Below are 26,943 nucleotides of genomic sequence, written 5' to 3'. Positions count from 1 at the left end.
AACTACCAGGTACCGGGAACGTCACCACTCTCAGCGGGGTTTTGAGTGTTTAACAGGAACTCACCGATCTGCGGTTCTACGAACGGCGACAGACCAGCGGCAGTCGCAAATAACTCGCTATTGCCGCCACCCACCGCACACGGGGCCAATCCCATAGCAGTGCCACACAGGTAGAAGTTCTGGAGCAGTACCCCAACATCTTTCAGCGCCACGGAGTAGGGAATCGAGTCGTACTTGTAGGTCAGCCGCATCATCCGGGCCGTGATCGCGAACTGCACATCCGGGATTTCCCCTGGTGGCGCTTTCCGGCAAGTGTCCACCGCCACCGCCTGCACCAAATCCGTCCAATCGCTGACATGCACCAGTTGATGGCCTAGCGGGTCATAGCGGTACAGCCCGCGTTCAACATCAGTCACCCGATTCACCAGCAGGTAAATCTCAAGTTCGTAGTCGGCGCCACCACCGGGATAGGGTCGATTGCTGATTTCCTCATGTTCGGTGCCCCTCCGGCCACGCACTCGGGCGGCACGAAACAGGAACTCACCGAGTTGCGCCAGCGTGAGCGGCTCCGGACCGGTGCTGCGCCAACTGCGCCGCTGCTCCACTACATCGATGAAACTGGGATCGTTGTGCCGCAACTCATCCAGATCAGGACGTGGCAGCGACACCGTCCCAGCGCCCTCCGGTACCTCCGCGACCGCAGGCAGTGGCTCGCGAACTCCCTCAAACCGGTAACTGGCGCCATACGGATAACGATGGCGGCCTTGGCGGGATCGTGAGTGAAACAACAGGTCATGGAAGGACCACTCCTGCAACGCTGCCGCCTCCAGGTTGCCCGCCGGTGGTGGTGCGGTCGGCTCTAGGAAGCCTTCCTGAAACAGTGCTTGAACTAGCGGCTCCGCAGTGTCATCGATCGAACGCAGTTGCGCCACCGTGGTCGGAGCGCCGATCCCACCGAGCACTGGCATCACTGTCGCAGCATCCAGAATCAGGATTCGCACGAGCGAGCGCGGTGACTCCAGTACCAGCGCGTCGCCATCACGATGCAGGTAGCTGAATCTGCTCAACTGGAACTCTTGGTCGTCTGGCAGGATGCGGCCGTTGCCGCGGTAGCCATCACCGATAACTTCGATACGAATAAGTCCGGCCAACTCTCTAACGACCACCCCTAATCCGATCAGGCGATTGACGATCATTCGTGCCCAGATCTGCTCCTCCGCCTCCGGCATGGCGTCGACGAGATCGCGCTCCGTTCCTCCCTGCTGCAGAAGCTTCAAGGCCAATGCCTGGGTCTGCGACAGATCACTGAAGCGCACCGGACCACGGGGAGTGTTCAGCACCACCTGCCCATCAGCTTCGACGAGTTCGTTGCCTGCGGCGAATCGCAAAGTAGTCGTCGGCATACCCGTCCCTAGAAGAAGATCGGCGTTTTGTTGAGTTCACCCTCAGCCAGCGGCTCTGGCAGCCAGCCCAACTCCACCGGCACATCAAAGAGTCGCCCCGGAGCCAGCCTGGACCAGAAGTGACGCATCCCCGGCACAAGTGCTTTGATCACCGGGAACTCCACATCAGGCCGAGTCTGATCCAGCAACAGCACTTCCAACCCACGCGCTTCCACCATCTCGATAGCAGTGTTCAACTCGGTAAGTAGATCGTCACTGGCAAGGTTCGGGATGTCCTCGAACCTCACGCCTGGTTGATCAAGCGGCAGCAGATACTTCTTTTCACTGGTAGAAGCGTTCTCCCACCAATCCACCGCACCCGGGTCGAAAGCACGACTCAAGTCCTGTTCACCTAAGGCAAACAGACTCGCGAAGAATTGATTCACCTCGGTTACTGCTCGCATGATTCCGACTCGCGGATCCAGATGGGAACCGAAGCCGACCACGATTTTTTCACTGCCATCGTCCGCAGGTTCGCGAATCCGCGATACCGCAGCAAAGGATGGAATACCAATGTCGTTGGTGATGTCGAGCACCCACAGGTCCCGACCCTCGGAGTCCAGCCAATCACGCAACTGTGCCAGATACGGAATATCGAGGTCGTCGAGATTTACCTGTGGGCGCTGCACCTGGTTGTACCACCAGGTGGCAACTGCGTCGCGCTCTACGAGTTCCAACAGACCTTGCAGAGCTGCCTCCTCTTTGCTGTTTCCCGCTGCGCAGCCATTGGAATCGGCGTAGTAAGCCAGCCGGTTGGGAGTGTCATGCGGCGCCAGCTTGCTGTACGAGTAATACAGCAGACCCGTCGGCAACCACACGAAACGATCTGAAGTGGGGGCCCATACTGGCGACCAATCCGCAGGCATTTCGGGGTTGAACGGTTCCGGCACAATCTGGAAACTATTTCCCTCAGCGTTGATGTCCGCCCGCCGCTGGTATTGCGAATCACTGAACAGCAGAATCTCCTGCGGCAGCAGAATTTCCAGCCCCTCGGCCTCCATCTCCGCTAGCGTCGCCCGCTTGCGGATTTCATCGGCCCGGAACACCCCGCTGTAGCGCTCAAACGCCTCGGCCATCGCGCCAACTTTGGCCTGGATTTCCGAGGTGCCTTTGCCACCACTTTGGGAGCGCAATGTGTGCCGCATGAAGGACAGGCTGTCTGGATGAGTTGCCCAGTTGTGGCTGGCGGAATATGCATGCACCAATGGGTGGTCTTGCTGCGCCACGCTCTCCAATCGCGACACCACACCAGTAATCGGACTGACTAGATGCGAATATCGCTCCAGCGTCTCCTCGGCAGTGGCAGTACGGTGACCGCCGTCACTGATATGCAAATGCGGCCGGGACTGAAAGTCGATCGAGGTGGGCTCACGGAACTTGGTGCGACGTTCCCGGTAGTCGGGCTCACCACACCGGCGGCATTGCGGTCGCGGAGTCAGCGAGTGTCGGTCCAACCGCATGGTGTTCATCGACAGCGATACCAACTCATTGACGAGGTGGCTTTCCCCCGACACGATCCATTTCGCTAGTTCCACTGCTGCCAAGTTCGAGACCGCCGCAACACCGGCCTGGTTGTAGGCACGAGCCGTCACCGGTGTGATGCGCGACTGCTCCAACACGAACGTGTCCGCCATGTAGTTCATGTTGATTCGATCAATCAGGCAGCGCAGGCAACCACCGTTCGCCGGTTGCAGGAACGGCCCAACCCACGGGTAGATACCGGTGGGCTTGACCAGCGCCCAGGACCCTTCATTAGCGAACATTTTCGCGTCGATGTCATCGAGTTCCGGGTATCGATAGTCATCAGCGAAGACAACGGTGCGGGAACCATCCTCGGCAAGATGGACGCCGGCGGCTGCAAGCACATTTTCTGTATGTTCCCGATCGATGGCGCCGAGCGTGACGAGTTGTACTGGTTGCTCTGCCAACCGTGCCAATGCCTGTTCCGGATCTTGCCCAACACCTCGCCAAAACGCAGCGACCCCCGGATCGAGTGCAGCCACCACTTCCTCGATGAATCCTCGTTCTTCCAATTTCGCCAGACCGTAATAGACCTCGGCCGCACTCACACTGTCCGATAACTCTGCTGCGATCTCGCTAGCCGTGCGTTGGCCGTCAATCAATGGACAGATCGCCTCATAGATTTCACCGTTCAACACGATAGGCAGCGCCTCGGTCAGCAGGAAGATTCCCTGACCGGGGATCGAAGACACGTGATAGTCGGAGCGGAACCTCGGCACATCAATGGCCATTACTTCTCCTTGCAGCAGTAGGAAGCAGTCTTACGCTATCGCGGGTTTAGCAATCGTTCTGGCTTGCGACAGATAACGCTGAATAATCGGGCCTCGCACCGCCGACGTCTGAGATCTAACGCAATCGAGGGTGGCGGCACCGTACGGCGCCGCCACCCTCGAAAAAGCGGTTATCGGGTCAGTACCAAGTGTCGTGGCTGACGGCACCGGTGCATGTACACAAGCCTGTGCAGCAGCAACAGTCCGTTCCGGCACCACCGATCGCAGCAAGATCGTCATCGCTGACCTTGCCACCACCCGGTGCGGGCGGAATTGGCACCTTCAGCATGCCGTTTTGACCGCGACCAACGTTGGTCCAGTCACCGACCTTTGCCGAAGGGTCGTCGTAGAACTCCACCTTATAGTGGTCCGGCCAGTGCACCCCCTCATCGGCAAATGCCTTGTAGGGCTCGCTAATCAGCTCCTGCTTGAACGACGCATCGTGCCATGCTCGAGCGATCACTTTGTGCATCGCGTCGTTCACTTCACCGGCGTAGTCGTCCTTGTGGTCAGTGGCGGCGCCTCCGGCGCGTTCCCAGGTTGCCATGTGAACCTCCAGTTCATTCCCTTTGATTTAATCGCCGCCCAGACACCTATCGCAACCGATACGCCCAGTTTCGCTCAAAACTACGAAAATCGAACAGTGTTTACCAGGACTTGCCACGGCTAGTCCCACTAACTCGCGGAAGATCATCCCGAGCAACGTGCAAAAGCGCCGTTGCTGACTAGGCTGGACAAGTTGCGACAGACAAAGTGAGGCGAGTCCGCATGCCCAAGGTAATCGTGCAGATTTACCCTTCCATGGGTGACTACGAGCAGATGCGCGAGCATCGCCCCATCGGTCGTGATCCGCAGGTGTTCCAAGACGTCATGCACGGCATGCGCGATATTGCCGTCGCCATGGACGAACTCGGCTATTGGGGACTGTCCCACGTCGAACACCATTTCCATTCCGAGGGGATGGAAATGTCGCCAGATCCAGGCCTGTGGAACCTCTTTCTTGGCCAAGCCACCCAACGGCTGCGCCACGGCCAACTGGGTTATGTCTTACCCAGTAGGGATCCGATTCGGCTGGCGGAAAAGATCGCAATGATCGACCACATGATCGGCGGGCGGTTGTTCGTGGGTATTGCCCGCGGCTATCAGAAGCGCTGGATGAATGTCTTGGGTCAGCGCCTCAATGTAGGGGCTTCGGATCGCAATGATGAGGCAGCCGAAGAGCGCAACAAGGAGTTGTACTTCGAGCACTACCGGATCATGAAGCTGGCCTGGGAAAAGGACTTGCTGCAGTACCGTAGCCGCCACTACGAAGTCCCTTTCCCTTTCGACGAGGGGATTCCCGATTGGCCGCCCGCCGATACGCTGACCCGGAAGTACGGGGTGCCCGGCGAGGTCGACGACGACGGCACGCTGACAGGTGTTTCCGTGGTACCGACACCACTGCAAGACCCACATCCGCCGATGTTCCAGCCATTTTCGGTCAGCCCCAGCACGGTTCGTTGGGCCGGCTCACAGGGTCTCATTCCGATCACCATGTTCGCGCCAGTAATGCTGGCCAAGTGGTACGCCGATCTCTACCGCTACGAGGCGGGAAAGGCGGGCTTTGATTTCGAGATCGGCCAGAATATGGGCCTGTTGCGCGGATTCAGCATCCACAAGTCCGCGATCGCCGCGCAAGAAGCCATGGAGCGCTACGAGGTGCTTGCCTGGCGGGATTGGTACGGCGCCTTCGGCCACTTGCAGGGCTTTAAGTACCCCGATGAAGAAGGTCCGATCCCGGCACCAGGTGAGTCGGTATTGCAGCGGCTGACGAAAGTGGGGCTGCTCATCGGCGGGACGGTTGACGACGTCAAGCGGAACCTGGAGCAGCAACTCAACACCGTGCCGTTCGAGTACCTGGTGTGGCATCTCCCCTACGCAGTTATGCCGCTCGGTGAGACTTTGGAACAACTGGAGTTGTTCGCCACCAAGGTGATGCCGGAGTTCGGCCTGGAGGCCCCAGAACCACCGGTGCTGCGAACCGCGACCGATCGCAGCGCGGCGGTGTCACCGTGACGGCCGAGAGCAGCGCCACCGATGAATTCAGTGAGTACCGGGACGAATGGGAGTCGGTCATTTCTCGACTGATCGCCCGCGCCTGGATTGACGGCGACTTCAAGCAACAACTCCTCGCCGACCCCACCCCGATCCTGCACGCCGAAGGGCTGATGTTTCCCGAGCGATATGAGGTGGAGTTTTTCGAGGACCCAGGGGCTTCCCCAGGCGACTGGCATTCGGTGGGCCGGGGCATGAAAGCGATTCACCGATTTCCGATCCCGCAGGCGCCGGAGGAGGTGCTGGCGGCTGACGATCAGTTGGGGCTGGACGCGTCCGGCCTCGCGTGTTGCTGCCCGTGTGCCAGTTGCACTGGCGCAGTCAGCCATGAGACCTGGACACAAGACGTCGATTCCGCACGCTAACGCAAGTAGGTCCGCAACCCGAAGGCTGCGGACCTACCAATAGGGCAACCGCGCGTTTCCGCCCGGCGTTGCCGTTACTTCTTGATCTTGCGATTCTTCTCCATCAGGTACTTGTCGTAGACCGTCCAGGTCTCGTCGAGGCCGTTGCCGCTGTAGCTGTTGGTCAACTTGGCGGCCTTGACCTTGATCTTGACTTTCCCGATGTCCTTGATCTTGATCTTGTTGTCCTGCTTGCCTTTAACCTTGACTCGGTCTTTCTTGACGGCCTTCTTGTTGACCTTGAGGGCCACCGGCTTGCCGGCGCTGCTCTCGCAGCCCTTTTCCACGATGGTGTAGGTCTTGCCCACCCTCATCTTCTTGGCCTTGGGCACCTCGGCGCATTCCACCATCGACTCCTTCGGAGCTGGCGGTACGCAGTAGGGATTTTCCGAGCCCTCCTGGGATTGCGCCCAGGCGCGGTACCAGTCTGGCCAGTCGGTGGTCACCCAGTAGGTGCCGATCTGAGCCATGTACTCCCAGCCGTGGCCACGCATCCCCCGGTTTTCAGAGACCGAGTCGATGATGTTCTCCACCTCAGGCGTTAGTCCAGTTCCCGACGTATCGAACTCGCCAGCGGCGGTGGGGTTATCGCCACCGGTCAACGTGTTGTACCAGGTATTGACTCGCATACCCTTCTGAGTCGCTGCGGTGACATCGGAGCGCTGCACCCAAATGTTGTAGAAACCGGGATTACCCTTGGGCTGCCCTGGCACTTCGTTCAGTTTGATCGGCATCGGCACGAAGCCAATCTGCTTGTCCAACTCGCCGAACCACATGAGATCCATCGTGGGGTCTTGCTGATGCACCCAGTTCAGCAGTTCCTTCGAGAAGCCAGCCGCATAAACCTTCGCCTCCGAATCTTGCAGCGCAGTCAGGTAGGCCTGGTACTTGGTCGGATCATCCGCATCCTTGTACTCCACAAAACCCCAGATATCCCGTTCCTTGAGTAGGTCCAGATATTGGTTCAGTGTGGGAATCATTTCGCCGTTGTTCAACCGGTACTGCTTTAACTGCTCGTAGGTAATATCCCCAACTTTGGTACCGGCGGGCGCGTTCGTAGTGCGATCCAATGTGTCATCGTGCATCAACACCGGATACATGTCCTTGGTGAACCAGACGTCGGTTTCAATACCCCACACGCCGATGTCTGCGGCTCGCTCGAATGCGGCCATGGAGTTCTCGTTGGTGTTAGGCGGTGTTTCGTCGCCACCACGATGGGCCATCAGTCGGGGACATTCGACGATGTTGGCCGACAGGGCGGGTCCAGCATCGGAGCCACTCGATTCGCTGGCGGTTGCACCGCCGCCGGCGACGAGGGCGGACAGCCCTAGCCCACCGGCAGCGACCAAAGCGAGCAGTCGTTTTTGCATAGGGTTCTCCTTCTCCACAGCGCACGCCGCCTGGCTGACGGGAGCACTGCCGCCACTATGTCACCCGGAACTACCGGTTAGCAGCGCAACGAAAAGATTGCTGGCCGACGCTTACGCTGGACCTCCGCAGCAGAAGTTAGCCGCCGCTCGTCCGCTGGGCTTCACACGGAGATTCATCGGGTCCGACCTGGCAGGTTGCTTGCGCTCGCTAGGATGACGCGACAACATCGAAAGGAATTTCATGCGTAAGTTCGCAATCGGAGCAGTCGCTTTCGCGGCCGCTCTCACCTTCACCGCGTGCAGCTCGTCGGAAGAGGAGCAGACTGCTGATGCCAATGCTCAGGTCTGTGAATCGCTAGCCGGCTTCAACACCACGGTCGATTCGGCCATCAGTGGCGCCGAGAGTGCCGCAAGTGGCGAAGGACAGGTCACCATCGGCCAGGCGCAGGACACCGCCAACACCATCGCCGAAGGGTGGATGTCGCTCAAGGACGCTCTCGGTGAGCGCAACGAGGCCGTTGCCCAGCAGGTAACCACTGCCGTCGACAAGTACCAGGACACCCTCAAGTCGATCTCGGATGACCAGGATCTGTCTTTGGCTGAAGCTGCTTCGCAAGTGGCCACGGCTCAGGACACTTTGGAGTCAGACCTCGATGCGATCAATAGCCAGCTCGGTTGCTGATCGGCACTAGTCGCTGACAAGCCCGGGGCGGGCGCTCTCTTGCGAGGGCGACCGGCTCCGGGCTTTTTGTTGTCGTCGATTACTGCACTGAAATGACTGAACTGAGGAGTTACTGCACGACGTAGCGCATCCCTTGGTTCACGGCGTAGCCGCCACCGATTGTTCAGCGGGCACTCCTCCGGAGCCGTCATGTCTACCGCTTGGCTTCCCGCAACACCTCGAGAGCGATCGGCCCTTCGCCACTAGTCCAACCAGATCGGCATGAGCCGCAACCACAACACCACTGTGCGCCTGTCGACTGGTGTCCACTGCTAGGTTCAGAGGCACAGAGATGTTCGCTCGTAGAAGGGACTCGAATGATCCGCCTCAGTGCCATACGCTCCGGTTCCGCAAGGGGACCACTGCTCGCCCTCGTAGCCGCCGCGTTGCTGATCTCGGGCGCCACCGGCGCCACCGCCGAAGACCGCAACGCAACCGAGGCGGAACTCCGCGCGACCGCTAGCGACGACATCACCTTCCACGTCGGACTGGCCCGTAACGAACGCGCCGCCAACAAGGCCCTGCGCAAGGTGTCGAATCCGAACTCCGAGAGCTACCGGAACTTCCCCAGCCGAAAAAAGATCCGCAAGCAATACGGCGCGCAGCCAGACACGATTCAGGCACTCCGCGACGACGTCGAGAGCTTTGGGCTGCGACTTCGGATGGATCGCACCGGCGTGTTCGCCGGTATCTCCGGCACAGCGGAGCAGCTATCCGCCTGGACCGGAGCCGAGGTTGAGGTTCAAAACGTTGCGTTGCCCGGTGGCGCGGCAGAGTTCGCCTACGTTCTGACGCCGCCGGATCGGATCGCACCGTTGATCACGGAATGGTCGGGCATCGATGTCCAAGCCGCCTACGAACCTACTCCGATCAGCCAACAGTCGCAAAGCCCGGAATCATTCACTGGCAAGAATCGCGGGACACCCGAAGGCTGCCTGAGTGAGATCGGCGAGCAGACCAGCACTTACACCTACTCCTACAACCAACTGCGAACCGCCTACGGCTTGGACGACATACCCTCGGGTCGAAAAGTAGGGCGGGAAACCCGCCTCTTGGTTATCGCGCAAGGGGAAGGATTCTCCGATGAGGCGCTACTGGCGTCACGCAAATGCTTCGACCTGCCGAGCATCCGGTTCACTCGATCAACTCTGCCCGGTATCGAGGGGGAGATACCTGAGGGAGCCGAGGGTGACCTCGATGTCCAAGTCGCCCAGGCGATGCTGCCCAAGGGGAGTTCCGTCGATGTCGTACAGACCGTCAATGTGGACCCACGTTCTTTCCTGCTCTACGCCAGCGCCTTTGACGGTGGCGAGCTGCCCGATGCCGTTACCTCCTCCTACGGTATGTGTGAACTGAGTGCCGCCCAGGACTTGGGTTGGCTCCCCGGCTTCGAGATCACCGCATCGGTAGCGACTCGGCTGTCCCTGGCCGGCGTATCGGTCTTCGCCGCAGCCGGAGATAGCGGCTCCAGCGATTGCGTCGACCAGGACACGGGCGAAGGTGACCCGCAACTTTCGGTAAATCTACCAGCCGCGACCCAGGGCATTACCGCCGTCGGGGGTAGCCAACTCACGGTACGCAAGAACAACACCCTGAAGAAGGAGTGGGCGTGGAACGACTCCGGGCTACAACCACCGCTCGGCCCGGCAAACCTCAGCGGTGGCGGTGGCAAGTCTCTGGTGGTGAACAAGCCGTGGTGGCAGAAGAAAGCCGGAATCCCGGGTAAAACCCGCAGCCTTCCCGACGTGGCACTCCACGCTGGCCTTTCCCCCGGCTGGCCGCTGTGGACCGCAATCAACTCACAACTTGTTGTCCAACCGGTTGGTGGCACCAGTGCCGCCACGCCCTTCTTGGCTGCCGCGGTCGCCACGATGGCGGGCAATGAGCAACGCAAGGGCCGACCACCGCTAGGGCTAGTCTCACCGCTGCTGTACTCACTGGGGTCGGGATCTGACAGCATCCGCGACATCACCCAAGGAAACAACGATCTTTACGATCAAGGCTGCTGTGAGGCTGGCAAGGGCTACGACCTAGCCACCGGGCTGGGATCGCCTCGATTGAATCGGGTCTATGACAATCTGCCCGCCCCTGGGATTCCGAAGCGACCTGCAAACGGCTGATCGAGAAAGTCTGGATTCTTTCCTGACCCTTACCCTGATCACGACGCTCTCTGAATCAGCGGGTGAACAGTGAACTCGACAACCAAAGGGAAACCTGGAGGAATCGAGATGAATAACAAGATTGCAGCCTTGGGCGTCGGCGCTGGTGCTATTGCCCTCACGGCAGCGGCGATGGGCGGGATTGGCCTGGCCAACGCGCAGGACGGTAGCCAGAGTGCGCAGTCGGAGCGACAGCACCGAGGACCGCACGGACCCAAGGGTGAACCGGTCACCGGTGAAACCGCCGAACAAGCCAAGACTGCCGCGACAGACGCGGTGCCGGGGGGTACTGCTCACCACGTCTTCGCCCGACCCGACGGCGGCTACGCCGTGGGTATGACCAACGCCGACGGCCAACGCGTCGTCGTGTTGCTGACGGACAACTTCGAACCAGAAGAGGTCAAGGAGTTGGGCGATCGTCGCGGCCACGGCCCCAAGGGCGAGCCGGTGACCGGTGAAGCCGCCGAACAGGCCACCGCGGCCGCAGAAGCCGAAGTATCGGGGGGCACCGCTCACCACGTCTTTGCCCGACCGGATGGCGGCTACGCGGTGGGGATGACCAATGACGACGGTAACCGAGTCGTGGTGTTGCTGGATGAGAACTACGCGGTGGAAGAGGTCAAGGATCTGCCTGACCGCAGGGGGCCCAAGGGCGAGCCGGTCACCGGTGAAGCCGCGGAGCAGGCCAAAGCCGCTGCACAAGAAGCGCTGCCGAACGGCGAGCCGAAGCAGGTGTTCAGCAAAACCGATGGTGGCTATGCAGTCTTTGTGAAAATGCAGTCGGGCAAGAAACGAGTCGTCTTATTGGATAGCGAGTTTGCTGTGCAGAAGATCATGAAGGCGAAGCGTGGACCAGGCAAGCCACTCACCGGCAATACCGAGCGGAAAGCTGAGTCGGCGGCAACGGCAGCGGTTGATGGGACTGCTATGCGCGCGGTCCAGAAGGGGAACCGCTATTACGTGATCGTCCGTACTGATGACGGCGGTGTGCTGGTGAAGCTGAATAAGCAGTTCAAGGTCCTCGACACCGAGGAACTCCCGGAGCGAGGTGAGGGTCGGCACCACCGCGGTCCGGGTGGGCCCGGAGGATTTGGTGGTCCAGGTGGCCCCGGTGGTCCTGGTGGATCTCCCGACTCTGAAGACTCAGCAGAGCAGACGACAACCGCCTAGTAAGCAGTGATTGAACTCTGGGGCACCGGTAATCCCACCGGTGCCCCTGCTGCTTTGAAAGACTGACACTATGAACCGAGTGCTACTCGCAGACGATGACCGAGCGATCCGAGATTCGCTGGCCGCCGCACTGCAACTTGAGGGGTATGAGGTCGTGACCGCGACCGATGGGGTATCAGCACTCGCGTCCTACCGGACCGACCCGGTGGACATCATGGTGCTCGACGTGATGATGCCAGGTATCGATGGATTGGGCGTCTGCCAACTGCTGCGGGCCGAGGGCGACAGAATTCCGATTCTGATGCTCACCGCCCGGGTCGAGACTGCCGATCGAGTAGCGGGACTAGACGCTGGCGCCGACGACTACGTCACCAAGCCCTACGACTTAGACGAAGTACTGGCTCGCCTGCGTGCGCTGTTGCGACGCTCCACCGCCAGCAACGATTCCGCGGACCTTCGCGTCGGTGAGTTGCGGCTATCGCCCAACTCTCGCCGGGTCTGGCAGGGCGCCACTGAAATCGAACTGTCCAAAACAGAGTTTGACTTGCTGGAACTGCTCATGCGCAACGCCGGCATCGTACTGGAACGTTCGACGATCTATGAGCGGATTTGGGGCTACGACTTCGGATCGGAATCCAAGAACCTCGCGGTCTACGTGGGCTATCTGCGACGCAAACTTTCCGCACCGGGAGACGAACTCATCCGCTCAGTCCGCGGCGTCGGCTACAGCTTGCGGGCGTCATGACACTGCGGGCCCGACTAGCAATTACCTTTGCGGCACTGGCTGCCGTGGTGGCGTTGCTGATGGGCGCACTGGGGTACTTTGCGGTGGCCTCCCGCATCACGTCCGAAGTCGACGAGGCATTGCTAGCTGCGGGACAACGAATTCTCGGTGGCCCGCGAGAGGGTGAGCTGCTGCCGGGATCTGGTCGTGACAGACCAGGTCGACCAGGTGGCGAAAGGTTACCGCCCCAGGATCGGAGCTTGTTGGTAACGAAAGTTGATAGTGACGGCACCTACTTACCGCTACGCGGCGATCCATCGCTCGCGCCCACTCCGGTCGACGTCGAGTTGGCAAGCGAACCACGCTCGATCTATATCGCCCGCACCCAAGACATCGATGGTGTCCCCTACCGAATCGTCACCACTACGAATGGCAACGGTCAAGCGGCCCTGATGGTCGGCCGAGACGGGAGCGAGCAGGCTGCCGTGCTGCGTTCACTGGCGCTCATCATGACCGGGCTGGCCATTGCACTGTCCTTGGTGGCAGCGCTGATCGGCTGGCTGTTGGCCCGCAGGATCGCCGGTCGACTAGAAACGCTCACCACAGCAGCAGTGCAGGTGAGTGAAACGGGTCGACTGGACGTGACGGTTCCCGGGGCCGGCACGGATGAGGTAGGTCAACTGGCAAATGCCTTCAACACCATGCTGGCCCGATTAGCTCGATCTCAGGCGGAGCAACAGCGGCTCGTGCAGGATGCCGGTCACGAACTGCGGACGCCATTGACCTCGATTCGCACCAACGTCGCCCTGCTCAAGCGATTTACCGAACTCAATCCCGAAGTCCAGCAACGGGTCGTCGCCGACCTACAGGGCGAGTCGGCAGAACTGGCGACTTTGGTGACTGAACTTTTGGAAGCGGCCGCCGGAGTCAGCAGCAGCGCCGAGCACCAGTTGATCGTACTGGCGGATGTGGTGGAACGAGTAGCAGCCCGCGCCAATCGTCGTACTGGGCGGCGAATCAACATCGATGCCGATGACACCACCGTGTTGGCGGATGCGGCAGCTTTGGAGCGTGCGGTGTGGAATCTGGTCGACAATGCGATCAAGTTCGACGACAGTGACGCAGCGATCGATATTCACGTTCACGATCGTGAACTCAGCGTTGCTGATCGGGGTCCTGGCGTTCCCGCAGCAGATCGCGAACAAATCTTCGACCGGTTCTATCGACCAGTGGAGTCACGCGGGGTTCCTGGCTCCGGATTGGGACTGTCGATCGTGCGGGATGTGACGGCGGCGCATGGTGCTGAATTGTGGCTCACCGACCGCGAAGGCGGTGGCACGGTCTTCCACGTGAAGTTCCCAGCTGCCAAGTGAAGTTCCCCGATCAGTAGCAGGAACCGACGTCCACAGTCACTACTGCCGAAGCATTCCGGCGGCCACGGTGCCTACCGCATCAGCCATCTCAGCTGGCGTGCCGTCGGGGCGAATCAAAAAACTGAGTACCAACCGAACGATGATGCCAGCAGTAAAATTGGGGTCAGCCGCAGCCGATGAAAGTCGTTCCGCTTGCGAGCCCAACCAGCCAGCAACTAATACCGTTGCAGCGTCGATGATGGGCTGCGACTGCGAGGTCAATAGCGGCAAGAGTTCACTGCCGGTGTCGGGCTCGAACGAGACAGCCGCCTTCAGCAGCACATTCTCTTCACCTAGTTCCAGAACTGCTTGGGTGGCCGCCACTACCCCCACCACTGAATTAGACGCTTCCGTGAATGCCTGCGCCACGGCCGCCAAAAAGATGCCGGTTTCCCGCTGAATGAGCACTTCAGCCAACCCCGATCGGGAGCCGAACTCGTTGTAGACCGATTGCCGAGAAACTCCGGCCCGTTCCCCCACCGCAACCATGGTGACGCCTGACCATCCGGCGGCGGCAACCTCCGCAACAGCAGCATCGAGAACGCGATCTCGTAGCGAATGGCGCAATGCTAGGTCAGTCTTTCGGCTCCTCGACTTCCGCGTCGAGGGCGATGAAGTCAACCTTGTCTCGGACTCCGCAGTCGGGACACGGCCAGTCGTCGGGGACGTCTTCCCACTTGGTTCCGGCTGGGAAACCCTCGTGGTCGTTACCGACGGTTTCGTCATAGATGTAATCACAGGTATCGCACTGAAACCGGCTCATGCCGACAAGGGTGGCACATCCTGCGGCACACCGTAGGTTGCTAGCACCTTCTCGCGCTTGGACGGCTGAATGTTCGCCTTGGTCACATCACCTTGGTAATGATCTGTGACGCGCTGATCCATCACCCGACGCCAAATCGGCGGGAACAACGCCAACACGATCATGCCCGCGTAGCCGGTGGGTAATACCGGGGCTTCTTGGTCGTCCCGCAACGCCTGGTAGCGCCGCGTAGGGTTGGCGTGGTGGTCACTGTGCCGCTGCAAGTGATAGAGCAAAACGTTGGTAGCGATGTTGTTGCTGTTCCAACTATGAGCCGGAATCACTCGCTCCCAGCGACCGGTTTTCTCGCGCTGCCGCAGCAGCCCGTAGTGCTCTAGGTAGTTGACGGTCTCCAACAAGACGATTCCCACCAGCGCTTGCAGCACCAGGAACGGCAGGATCCTGATCCCGAAAACGGCGACTAGTGCTACCCACAGCACCAGCGACATCAGCCAGGCGTTCAACACGTCATTGTGAATCGACCAGTGCGACTCATTACGACGCTTGAACCGGGGCTGCTCCAGCCGCCAAGCGCTACGGACGCTACCGCCGATGGTGCGCGGCAGGAAGGCGTACAAATTCTCGCCCAACCGGGCACTAGCCGGATCTTCGGGTGTCGCAACCTTCACGTGATGGCCACGATTGTGCTCAATGTAGAAATGCCCGTAGAAGGACTGTGCCAATGCGATCTTGGCCAGCCAACGCTCCACCTTCTCGCGCTTGTGACCCAGCTCGTGTGCGGTGTTAATGCCCACGCCGGCCACGGTGCCCACCGTCAGAGCCAGGCCGATTTCGGCGAACAGCGACAGCGAGTCCCCCGACCACAGCCAGCAGGCCCACACCAGTGCGACATATTGCAACGGCAGGTAGAGGTAGGTCACCCAGCGGTAGTACTTGTCCTCTTCCAGGGACTTGATCAGGTCATCCGGCGGATTAGCGCGATCCAAGCCAGATCCCAGATCGATCAACGGAATCACAATCAGAATGAGAACTGGGCCGATGTACCAGAAAACATCCCAGCCAGTCAGGGCCGCCAACCCGCCACCCATGAATGGGAAGGTTGGGATCAGCAGGCCGAACAGCCAGAGGTACCGCTTCCTGTCTGTCCACTGCTCGGTCGCTAGCTCAGTATCGGGCGCCGCCTGTGCCATGTTTCCTCCTTCGCCGGAGTCGGCGAGCCCCCCGCCCGCGCCTCCAAACTTTACACAATGCTAGTTTCTGTAAACTTAGGTAGCAATACCGCTGCGAAAAAACTTTCACTGCACCATTAGCGCTCATAGGTGAGCGCGCAGAACACCTGCAAAGCCAGACCCGCCACGACCCTTCACTCGAATGCGCGATTAAAGCCAGCAACGGGCACGCCGAAGACTTCGGATATACCGAGCAACGAGGTGAGAGTGAAGCCGTGGCACAACTGGCGCACCGCACAACGACACTTCATCAGGCCATCGCAGTGTTGGGGATAGCGGCGGCCGTTGTCTTCGCCCTACTGAGTTCACCAGCTTGGGCAGCGCAAACAACCGCCACCGGGATCGACATCGAAATCCGCAATAACAGCGGCCAACCCGACAGCGACGTGTACGTCATGTTCACTGCCGCTAATGGTTCTGCGGATATTTCGGACGCTAGGCCTATTCGACTCACCGACTTACCACTCTCCTCACGCGGGCATCGGCACTTCCGGCTCGATCGAGCGGTCGCTGGTCGGGTCTGGTTGTCCTTCGACAATCCGGTGACAGCCGTCCCGGAACCCAGCCCTGATACATCTACAACACGGTTCGACGTTGTCGAACTGACCTACACACCAGAAACCACACCGGCGGTCGGGATTGGGAATCTGTCGGCGGTGGCGATGTTCGGCATACCACTGGATCTGGTCGCGGTGGACAACGGCGGCACCATGATTCCCGGGCGCTTCCGCGGCTTGGACTGCTTCACTGACGTGATTCGGCAACAACTGGCGGCAGCTGGCGTACCGGCGAGTGCTGAGCGGCAAACCACCGACGGCGGATTCGCACGGATCGTGGCCCCGGCGACTCGCCCCGGCCCCTACCCCGATCTGATCGACTACGTGCAATCCCTTGCTGGCGAGACGATCCGGATTCAGGGTCGCTACTACGGCACCGAAGGTGCCCCGGCCTACGACTACACCGGGACCTTCGCCGGCGACGGCTCGATCACACTCACTGGGACCGCTGGTGACGGCGCCAACCAGACACTGTTCACCTCCGGCACTGAGTTGGCCAAGGCCGGATACAGCCAAAATGGCCCGTACACGGTGGGCGGCAGCCCCGCCAACGTCGGCCAAAACGACGTCTACGCCGCTATCTACCGGGATCTGGTCGCGGGACTTTCCTACGGCTACTGGGGCGGCGTCCACGGCAACGACTCAGCCACCTACGCCGCCGATCCGCCGCCGACGGCCTTCGCCGCAGCCCGACCGGGTGGGGAAAACTTCACCGCCTGGAATGTCTACGGATCAGTGATCAACGCCAACAGCACGATCTACGGCATGCCGTTCAGCGACCACTTCGGCAACAACGGCAAACCCAACCCGCTGGTCCGTTTCGACGATGCCGCTGCACTACAGGTCACCATTCAGCCAGACAGCGGCTGCCGCGCCGATCTTCAGCCGCCTAGCGGCGAGGATCCTGGTGGCGGTAGCCCTGGTGGCGGAGATCCCGTTGGTGAAGATCCTGGTAGTGAGGGCCCCGGCAGCAGCGGCCCGGGCGACGGTAGCCCCACCAGTGGCGCACCTGGCGCTGGCGACGCCAGCGGCGGTAAGCCAGCGCGGCCCGCGGAGCTCGGTCCCGGCCTTCCCGATAACGAGACCCTCAGCCTGCGGGCCCGCAGCAAGCGCAAGGCCGTCACGGCGGGCAAGTGGCAGCGACTGGTGTGGCAGGTCGCCAGCGACGGACAGGTAAAGATCCGCCACAAGGTCAAGGGACAACAGCGCAACCAGACCAAGGTGAAGAAGAATGACACCCGACTAGCGGTTAAGGCGCTTGGCGGCAATCGCCGGGTTGTCGTGAAAGTTGTGGTGAAGACCGACGCAGGCAAGTACCGCTGGCAACGAGGTTGGCGGGTTCGCTGACCCACGATTACCCCGCCGCTGCTGTTCCCTCAGGTTCTGCGGAACAGATAGGCTTTCTGCATGACTGATGGCGGAATCAACGGAAATGCCCGGGCGGAAGGCAGCAATTCGGAAGCCTTCGACCTCGATCGCTCACACGTCTTTCATTCGTGGAGCGCTCAAGGCGCCCTGAAACCCCTCGTCCTCGCCGGGGGTGAAGGATCCCGAGTATGGGACTTCGACGACACCTCGTACCTGGATTTCTCCAGCCAGTTGGTGAATACCAACATCGGTCATCAACACCCTGCCGTCATCCAGGCAATCCAGGAGCAGGCCGCCGTGCAGGCGACGCTGGCACCGCAGCACGCCTCGCTAGTACGTGGCCGCACCGCCAAGGCGATCACGGAACTAGCACCAGCTGGGCTGAACAAAGTCTTCTTCACCAACGGTGGCGCTGATGCTGCCGAGAATGCGGTGCGGATGGCCCGGATTCACACCGGCCGACACAAGGTCTTGAGTTTCTACCGCAGTTACCACGGCAATACCGGTGCCGCCATCAACGCCACCGGTGACCCCCGCCGCTGGCCCAACGAGTTCTCGTTCGGTCACGTGCACTTCTTTGGCCCCTACCTCTATCGCTCGTCGTTTTGGGCCCAGACTGAGGAAGAGGAATGTCAGCGAGCCCTGGACCATCTGGAGCAAGTCATTCAGTTCGAAGGCCCGAAGACGGTCGCCGCAGTGATGATCGAATCCGTCGTGGGCACTGCCGGCGTGCTGATTCCACCGCCCGGCTACCTGCAAGGCGTTCGGGACTTATGCGACAAGTACGGGATTATCTACATCGCCGACGAAGTGATGGCTGGCTTTGGCCGCACCGGAGCCTGGTTGGCGATTGATCACTGGGGCGTCTCCCCCGACCTGATTGTTTTTGCGAAGGGTTCCAACAGCGGCTACGTCCCACTCGGTGGTGTGATCATTAGCGACGACATCGCCGCCACCTTCGATGAACGGGTGTTCCCCGGTGGACTCACCTACAGCGGTCACCCGCTGGCGTGCGCATCATCGCTGGCAGCGATCACCGCGATGCGTGAAGAGAAGATCATCGAGAACGCCGCTGCCATCGGCAATGACGTTCTCGGTCCCGGTCTGGCCGAGCTGGCGGACAAGCATCCCGTCATTGGTGAGGTCCGCGGGCTAGGGGTGTTCTGGGCGCTCGATCTGGTGACCGATCGGAGCACCCGCGAACCGTTGGCCCCCTATGGCGGCACCAGCGAAGCGATGGGGGCACTCACCAAAGGCTGCATGTCGCGTGGCTTGCTGCCATTCGCCAACTTCAACCGGCTACATGTGGTTCCGCCGTGTGTCGTCACCGAAGCAGAGGCATCAGAGGGGCTCGCCATCTTGGACGAGGCGTTCGGCGACGTCGACAAGTACTACACCGGTTCCTGACCGAGGACTCCTGCCCCGTCGGGCAGCAATCGCCCTCCCCAGACGATCCGCTGGGATTAGGAATCCCGCAGGTACCGACGTTCCCGCACCACCAAGACCAACGTCGCTCCGGAGGCGATCAGCACGATTGAGGTCAGCAACCCGAGCATGATCGAACCACCGGTTGTCGCGGGGGTCTGACCACCGGAACCGGTCACCGTGACAGTTTTCTTCTCAGACTTGCTCACCGGCGGGCCGACCTTCTTGCCCTGGCCGTTCTTCGGCTGGCCGTAGACGGTGACCTTGTTGGTGGTGGTCTGGTAGAGGCGAGACGTGCACTCGAACACCCAGGTCTCGTTGCTCTTGCCGCCCGCCTGCTTGCCGTCCAACAGATTATTGTTGTTGCTGTCTCCACTGACGTAGTAGATCTCGGCGCACTTATCGTCAGCGATCCATGCTTTGACCTTGGCCAGTGGTAGATCTCCGGTGTTGCGCACCCGGTAGGTGTAGGTGACATAACTGCCAGAGGGAACCTTGTCGGCAGATGCCGACTTAGACACCGTCATTCCGCCCCGCTTCACGACCTTCACGGTCTGCTTGACCTTATCCGGCTTCACCGGAGTTCCGGTGGGACTCGGCGTAGGGGTCGGCGTGCCAGTTTGCGTCGGCGACGGCGTGGGGGTCCCGGTCTGGGTGGGGCTGGGAGTAGGAGTCGTGGTCTGGGTGGGATCAGGTGTTGGCGTTGGCGTCTGCGCCAAAACTGGCGTTGGCTGCGCCGATGCCCGGTTCGTCAATTTCTGATCGATCTGGTCGGTACAGGTGAACTTCCAAATCTCACCGACAGCCAGCGTCTTATCCTTCCCAGTGTCACCCGACTTGTAGGCCAGCGGCGTGCACTTGTTGTCCCCCACCCACTCGGTGCGTTTCGCGCCAGAACCGTCGAAGTCGGTCTGACCGCTGTTCTGCAACCAGTAGACGTACTTCACATCAGCGCCGGTGTAGACCAAGGTCCGCTTCGCCTGTTTGGTCAAGATCACCTGCGGCTTGCGGACCTCAACGAAGGCCTTATCGGTCGAGGTCACGGTGTTCTTACTCGTCACCCCGGTCATCGTTGCGGTGGCTACGTTGGTGGTGTCGTCGGTGATGCCGGTCGCAGTACAGGTAAATGTCCACGACTCCCCCGGCGTCGCCAGATCCGGGCCCTTGGCCAGGACGTTGCCGCTGCCGGAGGTCCGCGTCACCGAAGAACACTTGTCGTCGGTGACCATGCTGTTCGGATCACTGGTCTCGATATTCTCGTTGCCGGTGTTAGTCACTACGTAGGTGTAGGTGGCCGAACCGCCCTGCAGGATCACCGGCTGATCGACCGTCTTCACCAACTGGATCGCCGGTCGGTAGTCGTAGTAGTTGGTGAACACACACCGCGCATCTTCACCGGTGCCGATCTGAATCTCAACCCCCGGATTCGGTGACGGGAGGGCAGTGGGCGTAGCAGTAGTCCCCGTACACACCGGATCACCCGCTAGATACCAATCCGTCGGAACGGAACTAGAGCTCAACTGTTCCCGTACCTGATAGGTGCCCACACCGACCTGTGCGCCCGCCAGCTCACCATTGGCCAGCGAGAAGGACTTCGGCGATGGCACGTTCCACTCGAACGGGAACAGGATGGACGCATCCGCATCAAACGAAGCCGATTTCGCCACAGTTAGCGAGGCGTTCTTTTGGTTGGTGAACTGACAGGTGACTGCGTCGCCGCTATTGATGTGTAGGGTCGCGGTGGCCGTCGAAAAATCGTAGGTAGGCCCAGGAACCCCGGTCGCACCGTTACAGACGATGCCCTTGTCCTTGAGCGACCATCCGGCAGTCACCGTTTCGCTCAGCACATACTTCGTTGGATCGTTGGCCGGAGATAACGTCACGGTCTTCGATGCCGAACCGGTTGCATCTGGCTGCAGTGAGAAGGACTCGGATTGACCGCCGGAGAGCTCAAAGTCGAAGGCAGGGCCACTTCCCACCGGATCAAGGTGCTTGGTGATCGTCAGCGTGGCTTCCGGCGGGTCCTTCCTGGTATTCACAAACAGACAGGTAACGTCGTCGCCCGCTAGCAAACCGGAACCGTCTACCTCGGGATCAGCGATTGTCATATCTACCGTGACTCGTTCGGCGCCGACTCCCGTACAAGAAATAGAAGTGCTCCAGTGGTCACTCGGGTCGCCCACGCTGGTGGCAGTTTCATTCACCTTTTCGGTCCCCGGTTGTACCACCTGGGATTCGCCATTCTTTAGGGTGAAATCACTAACACCGTTTCGACTGAAGGTAAAGGTCGAGGAGTTGTCCGGGTTTCCGTCAGTGCCCACCGCCTGCTTGCGGATCGTGAGTTTGGGTTCAATCTGGTTGGTAAATACGCAGGTGACATTGTCGCCAATCGCTATGTCGGACAGCGTCGCGCTCTGCTGGTTGTACGCGACTCCATCAGTCTTGTCACACAACACCTCATCGAAGGTCCAGCCACTCGGTAGCGCCCCTTCTGTGATGACGTATTCGTTATTCCCTGGTGTGGGGGTTACAGAGATCTGCCGGGAGAACTGTGCCGGAGTCGCGCCCGGGTTCAGGGTGAAGGCGGCATCAGCACTGGCCACCCCGGCACCGTTCCCGGTGATCGTGAAATCGAAGTCCTGGTCTGCCGCGGGTAGCGGGTTGACCTCTTTGATCACCGTGATCATGGCAGCTCGGTTGACGCCGATGGTCTTGCGCGCACTGGCGGTGACTCGACTGTTGTTCTGGGTCTTGTTGTTGGGGTTGGACCACAAGCCGGACACGGTCGCCACGTTGGTGACGCTGGATTCGGTACTGGGCGGTAGCAGCCGGGCGTCGCAGGTGTAGGTCCAACTATCGCCAGGAGCCAGGCTACTGCCGCTGCCGGCGGTCCGCTTCAACGGCGAGCACTTGTCGTCAGTGATTTGAACATCGCGGATGGTGTCGTTGCCCACGTTGGTGGCGACATATCCGTAGGTGATCATCGTCCCGGCAGCCACCTTCTGGCCGTCGGCGATGGCGCTACCGTCAGGGAGCGCAGCAGTCTTCACCAAGCTCAGCGCCGGTGTCTTGACGTCAACGGTCTTGTTCGCGCGGTCGACCACAATCTTGCGATTTGGAGAGACTCCTTGGACTACCGCTTGGTTGGTATCCGAAATCTTCTGATTCGACGTTGCGTACTGAATCTTCCGAGCGCAGGTATAGGTCCAGGTTTCATCGGTCTGCAGCAGGTTGTCGTTGGTGGTGTCGCCACCGGTGCGCTTTAGCGTTCCCGGGGTACACCGAGCATCCGACAGGGTGATGTTTGACAGCGTCGTATTACCTGGGTTGGTGACCGTGAACCGATAGATCTGATTCCAGCCAGACGCATTGCCACGAACCGGATCGTCCACCGCGGTCTTGGTCAACTTGATGCCCGGCTGATAGTTGAAGTTGTTGTAGTACTCGCAGGTCACCTCAGAGTCGGGCCCGACCGGGATGTTCAGCGTGCGAGTGTTGAACGACGCAGTGCCATTACGGAACGGCGACACGTTCGACAGCACGCCATTATCGCGTCGGGTGCACTGCGCCCGGGAGAAGGTGTAGCCAGACTTCACTTGCTCCGACACCGACACATTCGAGGTCACCTGGGAATCGAGCGACCACTGGAATCGAGTCTGCCCCGCAGCTCCAGTTTGCCGCGTCTTGGACCCGGGACCATCACCCTTGTTTGGCTCCACCCAACGGTAACTGCCGCTGGTGGGACGCGGATTAACCGTGAACCGCCACCCAGCTGCCGGCTCGTACTTGTCGCTGGTCTGACTCTGGGCCTTTTTGATGACGGTTACGGCTGGTGTACTGCGTTTCACCTGGTTTTGCACCGTGGTTTGCACCGAAGTTGGGATGTTCGGGTTCGGCTTGCTCGGTGGAAATGTCACCGTCCAACCATTGCCGGTCACCGTTATCGACGACCTGCCGTAGCTGGGTGCGCAGTTCCTAAACCAACCGGGCGCCCAGCTCAAGTCCAATTTGTATTGGCCATTCGCCGGGACCGTCGCATTAACGGTACGCGAGCCACAACTTCCGCCGTTCCCGAAGCCGTGGCGAAAGTTGATCGTCGCGTTGACCTTCAGCGGGTGAGGGGTGGGATTGACGATGACATAGGCCCACTCGTGCGGCCCGTTACCAACTCGCTCGATGATCAACTGATCGTTTTGGGGTGTTGCGGACCGCGTCTGTGCTGTTTGCGCAGTCGGCAGCACCGGCGCTCCGATGACGGTTCCGGTTGCAGCATTCGCTGCCCACGCGCCGACTCCGATCGACGGCAGAACAACCGCAATTGCTACAAGGGCATGCGTCCAGCGCCGAGAGCGACCCATACCCATCTCCCTAATCGGGGTGCCTGCCACGCCGCACCCCTGCCTGCGACCACATAGGCCACAACTTGACTATGGTAAGGGCGTAGAAACGGTCGGGGGACACAATTTCGGTGACTCCCACCACACATTTTTCCCGCACGCTGGCGGGCTAACTACTCAAATGCCGCAATTCCGGTCAATGCCTGCCCCACTACGAGGGTGTGCATCTCCGCAGTGCCCTCGTAGGTGACCACCGATTCCAAGTTGTTCGCATGGCGCATTACCGGGTGAGCTGCGGTCACGCCATTGGCTCCCAAAATGGTTCGAGACTTGCGCGCTATGTCGAGGGCAGTCCGGGCACTGTTCAACTTGCCAGCGCTGATCTGCTGCGGTCGTAACGCCCCCTGCTCCTTGAGTCCCCCCAAGTGCACTGCCAGCAGCATGCCGTTACCCAGGGCTACAGCCATGTCGGCCAACTTCTGTTGGGTCAACTGAAAGCCGGCGATCGGCTTATCGAACTGTTTTCGGGTGAGTGAATAGTCCAGCGCAGATTGCAGACAATCCCGAGCCGCGCCTAGCGCACCGAAGACGATTCCGAACCGCGCCTCATTCAGGCACGACAGCGGCCCACGCAGCCCAACAACGTCGAGCAGCGCGTCCGCAGGCACTCGCACATTCGTGAGGCGAAGGTGCGCTGTGGCGGAGGCCCGCAGCGACATTTTCCCCGGAACATCAACGAGTTCAACTCCTGTCGTCGAAGCGGGGACGGCGAAGCCCCGCACGCCGTCGGGACTATTGGCCCAGACGACGATCACGTCGGCAACTGGTCCGTTCGTTACCCAGGCTTTTTCGCCTGTCAACACCCAGTCGCTGCCGTCCTGTCGCGCGGCGGTCCGCATCTCCGCCGGGTTGGACCCCACGTCAGGCTCTGTCAGCGCAAACGACCCAATCAGATTGCCAGCGGCCAAACCGGGCAGCCACTGTTGGCGCAAACTTTCGGCACCGTAAGCGTGAATAGCATGCATAGCCAGTGAACCCTGGACGCTGACCAGGGATCGGATTCCAGAGTCACCCGCTTCTAACTCCAGACAGGAGAGTCCGTATTCGGTGGCAGTAGCGCCGGCGCAACCGTAGCCGGTGAGGTGCATCCCCAATATGCCGCGCGACCCAAGTTGCTTGGCGAGGTCTCGTACTGGTGGGTTACCGCTGTCATACCAGGAGGCGACGTCTGGCCGGATGAACTCGGAGACGAATGTCTGAGCTGCTTCCCGCGCTTGGCGTTCTTGCTCGGACAGCACCGCGTCAATGTTGTAAAGCGATGCAGGATCGATTGGCTGGTTGGTCAACAGTCACCCTCCCGGTAGGGCCCGCCACTATCCCAGGCAGGCCCCACCAGGCTATCGGGCAACTCTAGTATCGGCCCAGCCGAGCCGAATGGTGAGTTAACTCAGAACTGTTCGCCGAGGGCCTTTGTGGCGTTCTTCAGGGTGTCTTTCAACGTCTTCTTCTGAATGAAGCCGGGCAGCGGCATGCTGGTGTCGATTTCCAGTTCCAGCGTGCACTCGGACTTGCCACCCTTGTCCACGACTGTCCAGGAACCGGCCTGGCTTTTTTGCACCTTGGTCGGCTCAACGAGAGTCCACGCCATGCCGTCGTCGGTGTGGGTGTAGTCGAGCTGGAACTCGTCCTTGGTGACCTTGGCATCGTTGATGAGCCGGGCCCGCTTCACGCGACCCTGATCATCGGTCTCGAGGACTTCGCTCTCGATACAGCCGGGGAACCAGGTGTCCTGATTGTCGACGTCCCCCAGTTTGGCGAGTACGTCCGCGGCTGATGCATTGACAGTTACTGATTTGGAGTCTTTAACGCTCATGGCGAGAAAGTAGCGCACCGCTGGTGCGGTGTCCTGCTATTCGAAATCTTGCCGAATATCTCGCTACGGCGCAGCGTCACCGCGAGCAGCTTCTTGCTCACGCAGCTCAACCAGATCACTCAATCGGCGCAAGCCGGCCAATGGCTGTTTCAGTCGAGCATTACCCGCCAGAATTTCCGCATTGCGAGCCAGAAAATCCCAGTAGCCAGCAGTAAAGGGACACGCCTGCTCCCCCAGTCGATTGCCAGGCCGATAGCGACAACCACGACAGTGATTACTCATCCGGTTGATATAAGCCCCACCCGAGGTATAGGGCTTGGTGGCCATGACTCCGCCGTCGGCGTACTGCGACATGCCCACCACATTGGGAACCATGACCCAGTCATAACCATCGACATAGTTGCGCCGAAACCAATCGTTGAGCGCCAGCGGATCGTAGCCACGCTGAAGTGCCCAACTCCCCAGCACCATCAGCCGCTCAATGTGGTGCGCCCAACCAAAGTCACGGGTCTTTCGCAACGAGTCGGACAGACAAGCCGCATCGACGGAGTCAGCATCCAAGTCTTGCCACCAGTCCGGCAACTCCTTCGTGGCGCCGAAGTAGTTTCCCTCTCGGTACTCCTCGCCGAGATACCAGTACAGATGCCAGACGTAATCCCGCCAACCCACGACTTGTCGGATAAATCCCTCCGCCGCCGCCAACGGCGCCTCACCCGACACATAGGCGGCTTCCACTTGTCGAGCCACCGCCAGCGGATCCAATAGCCCCAGATTCAACGGTGCCGACAACAGTGAGTGCGCCATCCAGTCGTCGTCAGCCATCATGGCGTCTTCGTAACGGCCGAACAGACCTAGGCGATGTTCGATGAAGTCTGCGAGCACTGCTTCGGCTTCAATGGCAGTGGCGGCGAACCTGCGCGGACCTGCCGTGCCCGCAAAGGACACCCCAGCCGCTTCCCACTGCTGCAGGTCGTGGCGTACTTCGTCATCGATATCGTCTTCGACTGGCCATGCTGGTTCAGGCAAATCCAACCGCTGCTCCCCTTTGGGCGGAGGCTCTCGATTATCGGCATCAAAATTCCATCGACCTGCCACTGGTTGGTCGCCATCCATTAGCAGTCCAGTCCGCCGCCGAGCCGTGCGGTAGAAGTCCTCCATCAGCAGTCTTTTCTTACCGCGACCTGCTGCCCACTCTTGAAACTCTTGCTGGGTTGCAACGAACCCGGCAGCGGGCATTACCTCCACCCGATCGCTCAACTTTTGCACCAGTCGCAGTGCGGCCCATGAGGTGGGGTGACGCACTTGAATCGGACCAGACACTTGGGCGAGGCCATCTTGATAGGTGTCGGCGCGGATGTAACGAACCCGATCGCCAAGTTCCACCGCTCGGTGGCGCATGGCGCTGAGGATCAACTGGGCTTTGGCCCGGTGATAGCGACGGCGCCGAAATACGGCAGCTGATTCGATGATGACGATCTCTTGCCCCGGATCGTCGGGTAGGAAGTGGTCCCCCAACTGATCCCCGAAGAGCCACAAGGTTGATGCCGACACACAGGCATTGTTGCGGGAATCGCCGCGCGGAGCACTTCGCCGACACCGGCAAC

20 protein-coding genes are annotated in these 26,943 nt (G+C 60.3%); 9 read left to right on the top strand and 11 right to left on the bottom strand.

Annotated elements, in window-relative coordinates; translation table 11 throughout:
- Window positions 1-2 precede the first annotated feature (2 nt).
- From K0U62_10525 to K0U62_10515, 3 genes are all read right to left on the bottom strand, one after another.
- Window positions 3-1,403, bottom strand: a complete 1,401-nt coding sequence (locus K0U62_10525; protein MCH9801945.1) for a SagB family peptide dehydrogenase — start codon at window positions 1,401-1,403, stop codon at window positions 3-5.
- 8 nt (window positions 1,404-1,411) lie between these two features.
- The gene (locus tag K0U62_10520; GenBank protein MCH9801944.1) at window positions 1,412-3,694 is read right to left on the bottom strand and encodes a TOMM precursor leader peptide-binding protein; all 2,283 of its coding nucleotides are present in this window, start codon (window positions 3,692-3,694) and stop codon (window positions 1,412-1,414) included.
- A gap of 178 nt (window positions 3,695-3,872) precedes the next feature.
- Window positions 3,873-4,280 (bottom strand): hypothetical protein, encoded by a 408-nt coding sequence (locus K0U62_10515; GenBank protein ID MCH9801943.1) that lies wholly within the window; start codon window positions 4,278-4,280, stop codon window positions 3,873-3,875.
- A 221-nt stretch (window positions 4,281-4,501) separates the two neighbouring features.
- Between K0U62_10515 and K0U62_10510 the strand changes: the two genes are divergently transcribed.
- Together K0U62_10510 and K0U62_10505 are read left to right on the top strand one after the other, a co-directional pair.
- Entirely contained in the window at window positions 4,502-5,788 is a 1,287-nt protein-coding gene (locus K0U62_10510) for an LLM class flavin-dependent oxidoreductase (GenBank protein MCH9801942.1), read from the top strand.
- Window positions 5,785-6,192, top strand: coding sequence for a hypothetical protein (locus tag K0U62_10505; protein ID MCH9801941.1), 408 nt, complete (start codon window positions 5,785-5,787; stop codon window positions 6,190-6,192). The genes K0U62_10510 and K0U62_10505 overlap by 4 nt, the downstream gene beginning before the upstream one ends.
- Window positions 6,193-6,266: 74 nt before the next feature.
- Here the strand turns inward: K0U62_10505 and K0U62_10500 are convergent, their stop codons facing one another.
- A complete protein-coding gene (locus K0U62_10500) occupies window positions 6,267-7,601 on the bottom strand; it encodes a glycerophosphodiester phosphodiesterase family protein (protein MCH9801940.1) in 1,335 nt (444 codons plus the stop codon).
- Window positions 7,602-7,842: 241 nt separating this feature from the next.
- On the opposite strand from K0U62_10500, the gene K0U62_10495 reads away from it, so the two are divergent.
- The 5 genes from K0U62_10495 to K0U62_10475 all read left to right on the top strand — a co-directional run bounded on the left by K0U62_10495 (window position 7,843) and on the right by K0U62_10475 (window position 13,748).
- Complete coding sequence (locus K0U62_10495; protein ID MCH9801939.1) at window positions 7,843-8,283, top strand: hypothetical protein; 441 nt, start codon at window positions 7,843-7,845, stop codon at window positions 8,281-8,283.
- A gap of 356 nt (window positions 8,284-8,639) precedes the next feature.
- Window positions 8,640-10,442 carry a hypothetical protein gene (locus K0U62_10490; protein MCH9801938.1) on the top strand — a complete coding sequence of 601 codons (1,803 nt, stop codon included), beginning with the start codon at window positions 8,640-8,642 and terminating at the stop codon, window positions 10,440-10,442.
- A gap of 108 nt (window positions 10,443-10,550) precedes the next feature.
- Window positions 10,551-11,651, top strand: a complete 1,101-nt coding sequence (locus K0U62_10485; protein MCH9801937.1) for a hypothetical protein — start codon at window positions 10,551-10,553, stop codon at window positions 11,649-11,651.
- Window positions 11,652-11,721: 70 nt separating this feature from the next.
- The gene (locus K0U62_10480; protein MCH9801936.1) at window positions 11,722-12,396 is read left to right on the top strand and encodes a response regulator transcription factor; all 675 of its coding nucleotides are present in this window, start codon (window positions 11,722-11,724) and stop codon (window positions 12,394-12,396) included.
- Window positions 12,393-13,748 (top strand): HAMP domain-containing histidine kinase, encoded by a 1,356-nt coding sequence (locus tag K0U62_10475; GenBank protein MCH9801935.1) that lies wholly within the window; start codon window positions 12,393-12,395, stop codon window positions 13,746-13,748. The genes K0U62_10480 and K0U62_10475 overlap by 4 nt, the downstream gene beginning before the upstream one ends.
- A gap of 39 nt (window positions 13,749-13,787) precedes the next feature.
- Here the strand turns inward: K0U62_10475 and K0U62_10470 are convergent, their stop codons facing one another.
- From K0U62_10470 to K0U62_10460, 3 genes are read right to left on the bottom strand one after another with little or no spacing between them, the layout of a single operon-like run.
- Window positions 13,788-14,354, bottom strand: a complete 567-nt coding sequence (locus tag K0U62_10470; GenBank protein ID MCH9801934.1) for a TetR family transcriptional regulator — start codon at window positions 14,352-14,354, stop codon at window positions 13,788-13,790.
- A gap of 7 nt (window positions 14,355-14,361) precedes the next feature.
- Window positions 14,362-14,550: a rubredoxin gene (locus K0U62_10465; GenBank protein ID MCH9801933.1), complete on the bottom strand. Its 189-nt coding sequence runs from the start codon at window positions 14,548-14,550 to the stop codon at window positions 14,362-14,364.
- Window positions 14,547-15,740, bottom strand: coding sequence for an alkane 1-monooxygenase (locus K0U62_10460; protein MCH9801932.1), 1,194 nt, complete (start codon window positions 15,738-15,740; stop codon window positions 14,547-14,549). Before K0U62_10460 ends, K0U62_10465 begins: the two co-directional genes overlap by 4 nt.
- A 254-nt stretch (window positions 15,741-15,994) precedes the next feature.
- On the opposite strand from K0U62_10460, the gene K0U62_10455 reads away from it, so the two are divergent.
- The gene (locus tag K0U62_10455; GenBank protein MCH9801931.1) at window positions 15,995-17,683 is read left to right on the top strand and encodes a hypothetical protein; all 1,689 of its coding nucleotides are present in this window, start codon (window positions 15,995-15,997) and stop codon (window positions 17,681-17,683) included.
- A gap of 60 nt (window positions 17,684-17,743) precedes the next feature.
- Entirely contained in the window at window positions 17,744-19,111 is a 1,368-nt protein-coding gene (locus K0U62_10450; protein MCH9801930.1) for an aspartate aminotransferase family protein, read from the top strand.
- 56 nt (window positions 19,112-19,167) lie between these two features.
- Here the strand turns inward: K0U62_10450 and K0U62_10445 are convergent, their stop codons facing one another.
- From K0U62_10445 to K0U62_10430, 4 genes are all read right to left on the bottom strand, one after another.
- On the bottom strand, window positions 19,168-23,517 hold the full coding sequence (locus K0U62_10445) for a hypothetical protein (protein ID MCH9801929.1): 4,350 nt from the start codon (window positions 23,515-23,517) through the stop codon (window positions 19,168-19,170).
- A 122-nt stretch (window positions 23,518-23,639) separates the two neighbouring features.
- Window positions 23,640-24,797: an acyl-CoA dehydrogenase family protein gene (locus K0U62_10440; GenBank protein ID MCH9801928.1), complete on the bottom strand. Its 1,158-nt coding sequence runs from the start codon at window positions 24,795-24,797 to the stop codon at window positions 23,640-23,642.
- A gap of 116 nt (window positions 24,798-24,913) precedes the next feature.
- Window positions 24,914-25,339 carry an SRPBCC family protein gene (locus K0U62_10435; protein MCH9801927.1) on the bottom strand — a complete coding sequence of 142 codons (426 nt, stop codon included), beginning with the start codon at window positions 25,337-25,339 and terminating at the stop codon, window positions 24,914-24,916.
- Between the two features lie 63 nt (window positions 25,340-25,402).
- Window positions 25,403-26,890 carry a cryptochrome/photolyase family protein gene (locus tag K0U62_10430; protein MCH9801926.1) on the bottom strand — a complete coding sequence of 496 codons (1,488 nt, stop codon included), beginning with the start codon at window positions 26,888-26,890 and terminating at the stop codon, window positions 25,403-25,405.
- Window positions 26,891-26,943: the final 53 nt, after the last annotated feature.

Source organism: Actinomycetes bacterium, from assembly GCA_022599915.1.
In the GTDB taxonomy this organism is placed as follows: Bacteria; Actinomycetota; Actinomycetes; order S36-B12.
The sequence above is the reverse complement of the archived record's forward strand: the minus strand, read 5'-3'. Positions and strand labels throughout refer to the sequence as shown.

Coding starts and splice junctions, on each gene's coding strand:
- K0U62_10525 (MCH9801945.1), bottom strand. CDS start 1,403: ATGCCGACGACTACTTTGCGATTCGCCGCAGGCAACGAACTCGTCGAA.
- K0U62_10520 (MCH9801944.1), bottom strand. CDS start 3,694: ATGGCCATTGATGTGCCGAGGTTCCGCTCCGACTATCACGTGTCTTCG.
- K0U62_10515 (MCH9801943.1), bottom strand. CDS start 4,280: ATGGCAACCTGGGAACGCGCCGGAGGCGCCGCCACTGACCACAAGGAC.
- K0U62_10510 (MCH9801942.1), top strand. CDS start 4,502: ATGCCCAAGGTAATCGTGCAGATTTACCCTTCCATGGGTGACTACGAG.
- K0U62_10500 (MCH9801940.1), bottom strand. CDS start 7,601: ATGCAAAAACGACTGCTCGCTTTGGTCGCTGCCGGTGGGCTAGGGCTG.
- K0U62_10495 (MCH9801939.1), top strand. CDS start 7,843: ATGCGTAAGTTCGCAATCGGAGCAGTCGCTTTCGCGGCCGCTCTCACC.
- K0U62_10490 (MCH9801938.1), top strand. CDS start 8,640: ATGATCCGCCTCAGTGCCATACGCTCCGGTTCCGCAAGGGGACCACTG.
- K0U62_10485 (MCH9801937.1), top strand. CDS start 10,551: ATGAATAACAAGATTGCAGCCTTGGGCGTCGGCGCTGGTGCTATTGCC.
- K0U62_10480 (MCH9801936.1), top strand. CDS start 11,722: ATGAACCGAGTGCTACTCGCAGACGATGACCGAGCGATCCGAGATTCG.
- K0U62_10475 (MCH9801935.1), top strand. CDS start 12,393: ATGACACTGCGGGCCCGACTAGCAATTACCTTTGCGGCACTGGCTGCC.
- K0U62_10465 (MCH9801933.1), bottom strand. CDS start 14,550: ATGAGCCGGTTTCAGTGCGATACCTGTGATTACATCTATGACGAAACC.
- K0U62_10460 (MCH9801932.1), bottom strand. CDS start 15,740: ATGGCACAGGCGGCGCCCGATACTGAGCTAGCGACCGAGCAGTGGACA.
- K0U62_10450 (MCH9801930.1), top strand. CDS start 17,744: ATGACTGATGGCGGAATCAACGGAAATGCCCGGGCGGAAGGCAGCAAT.
- K0U62_10435 (MCH9801927.1), bottom strand. CDS start 25,339: ATGAGCGTTAAAGACTCCAAATCAGTAACTGTCAATGCATCAGCCGCG.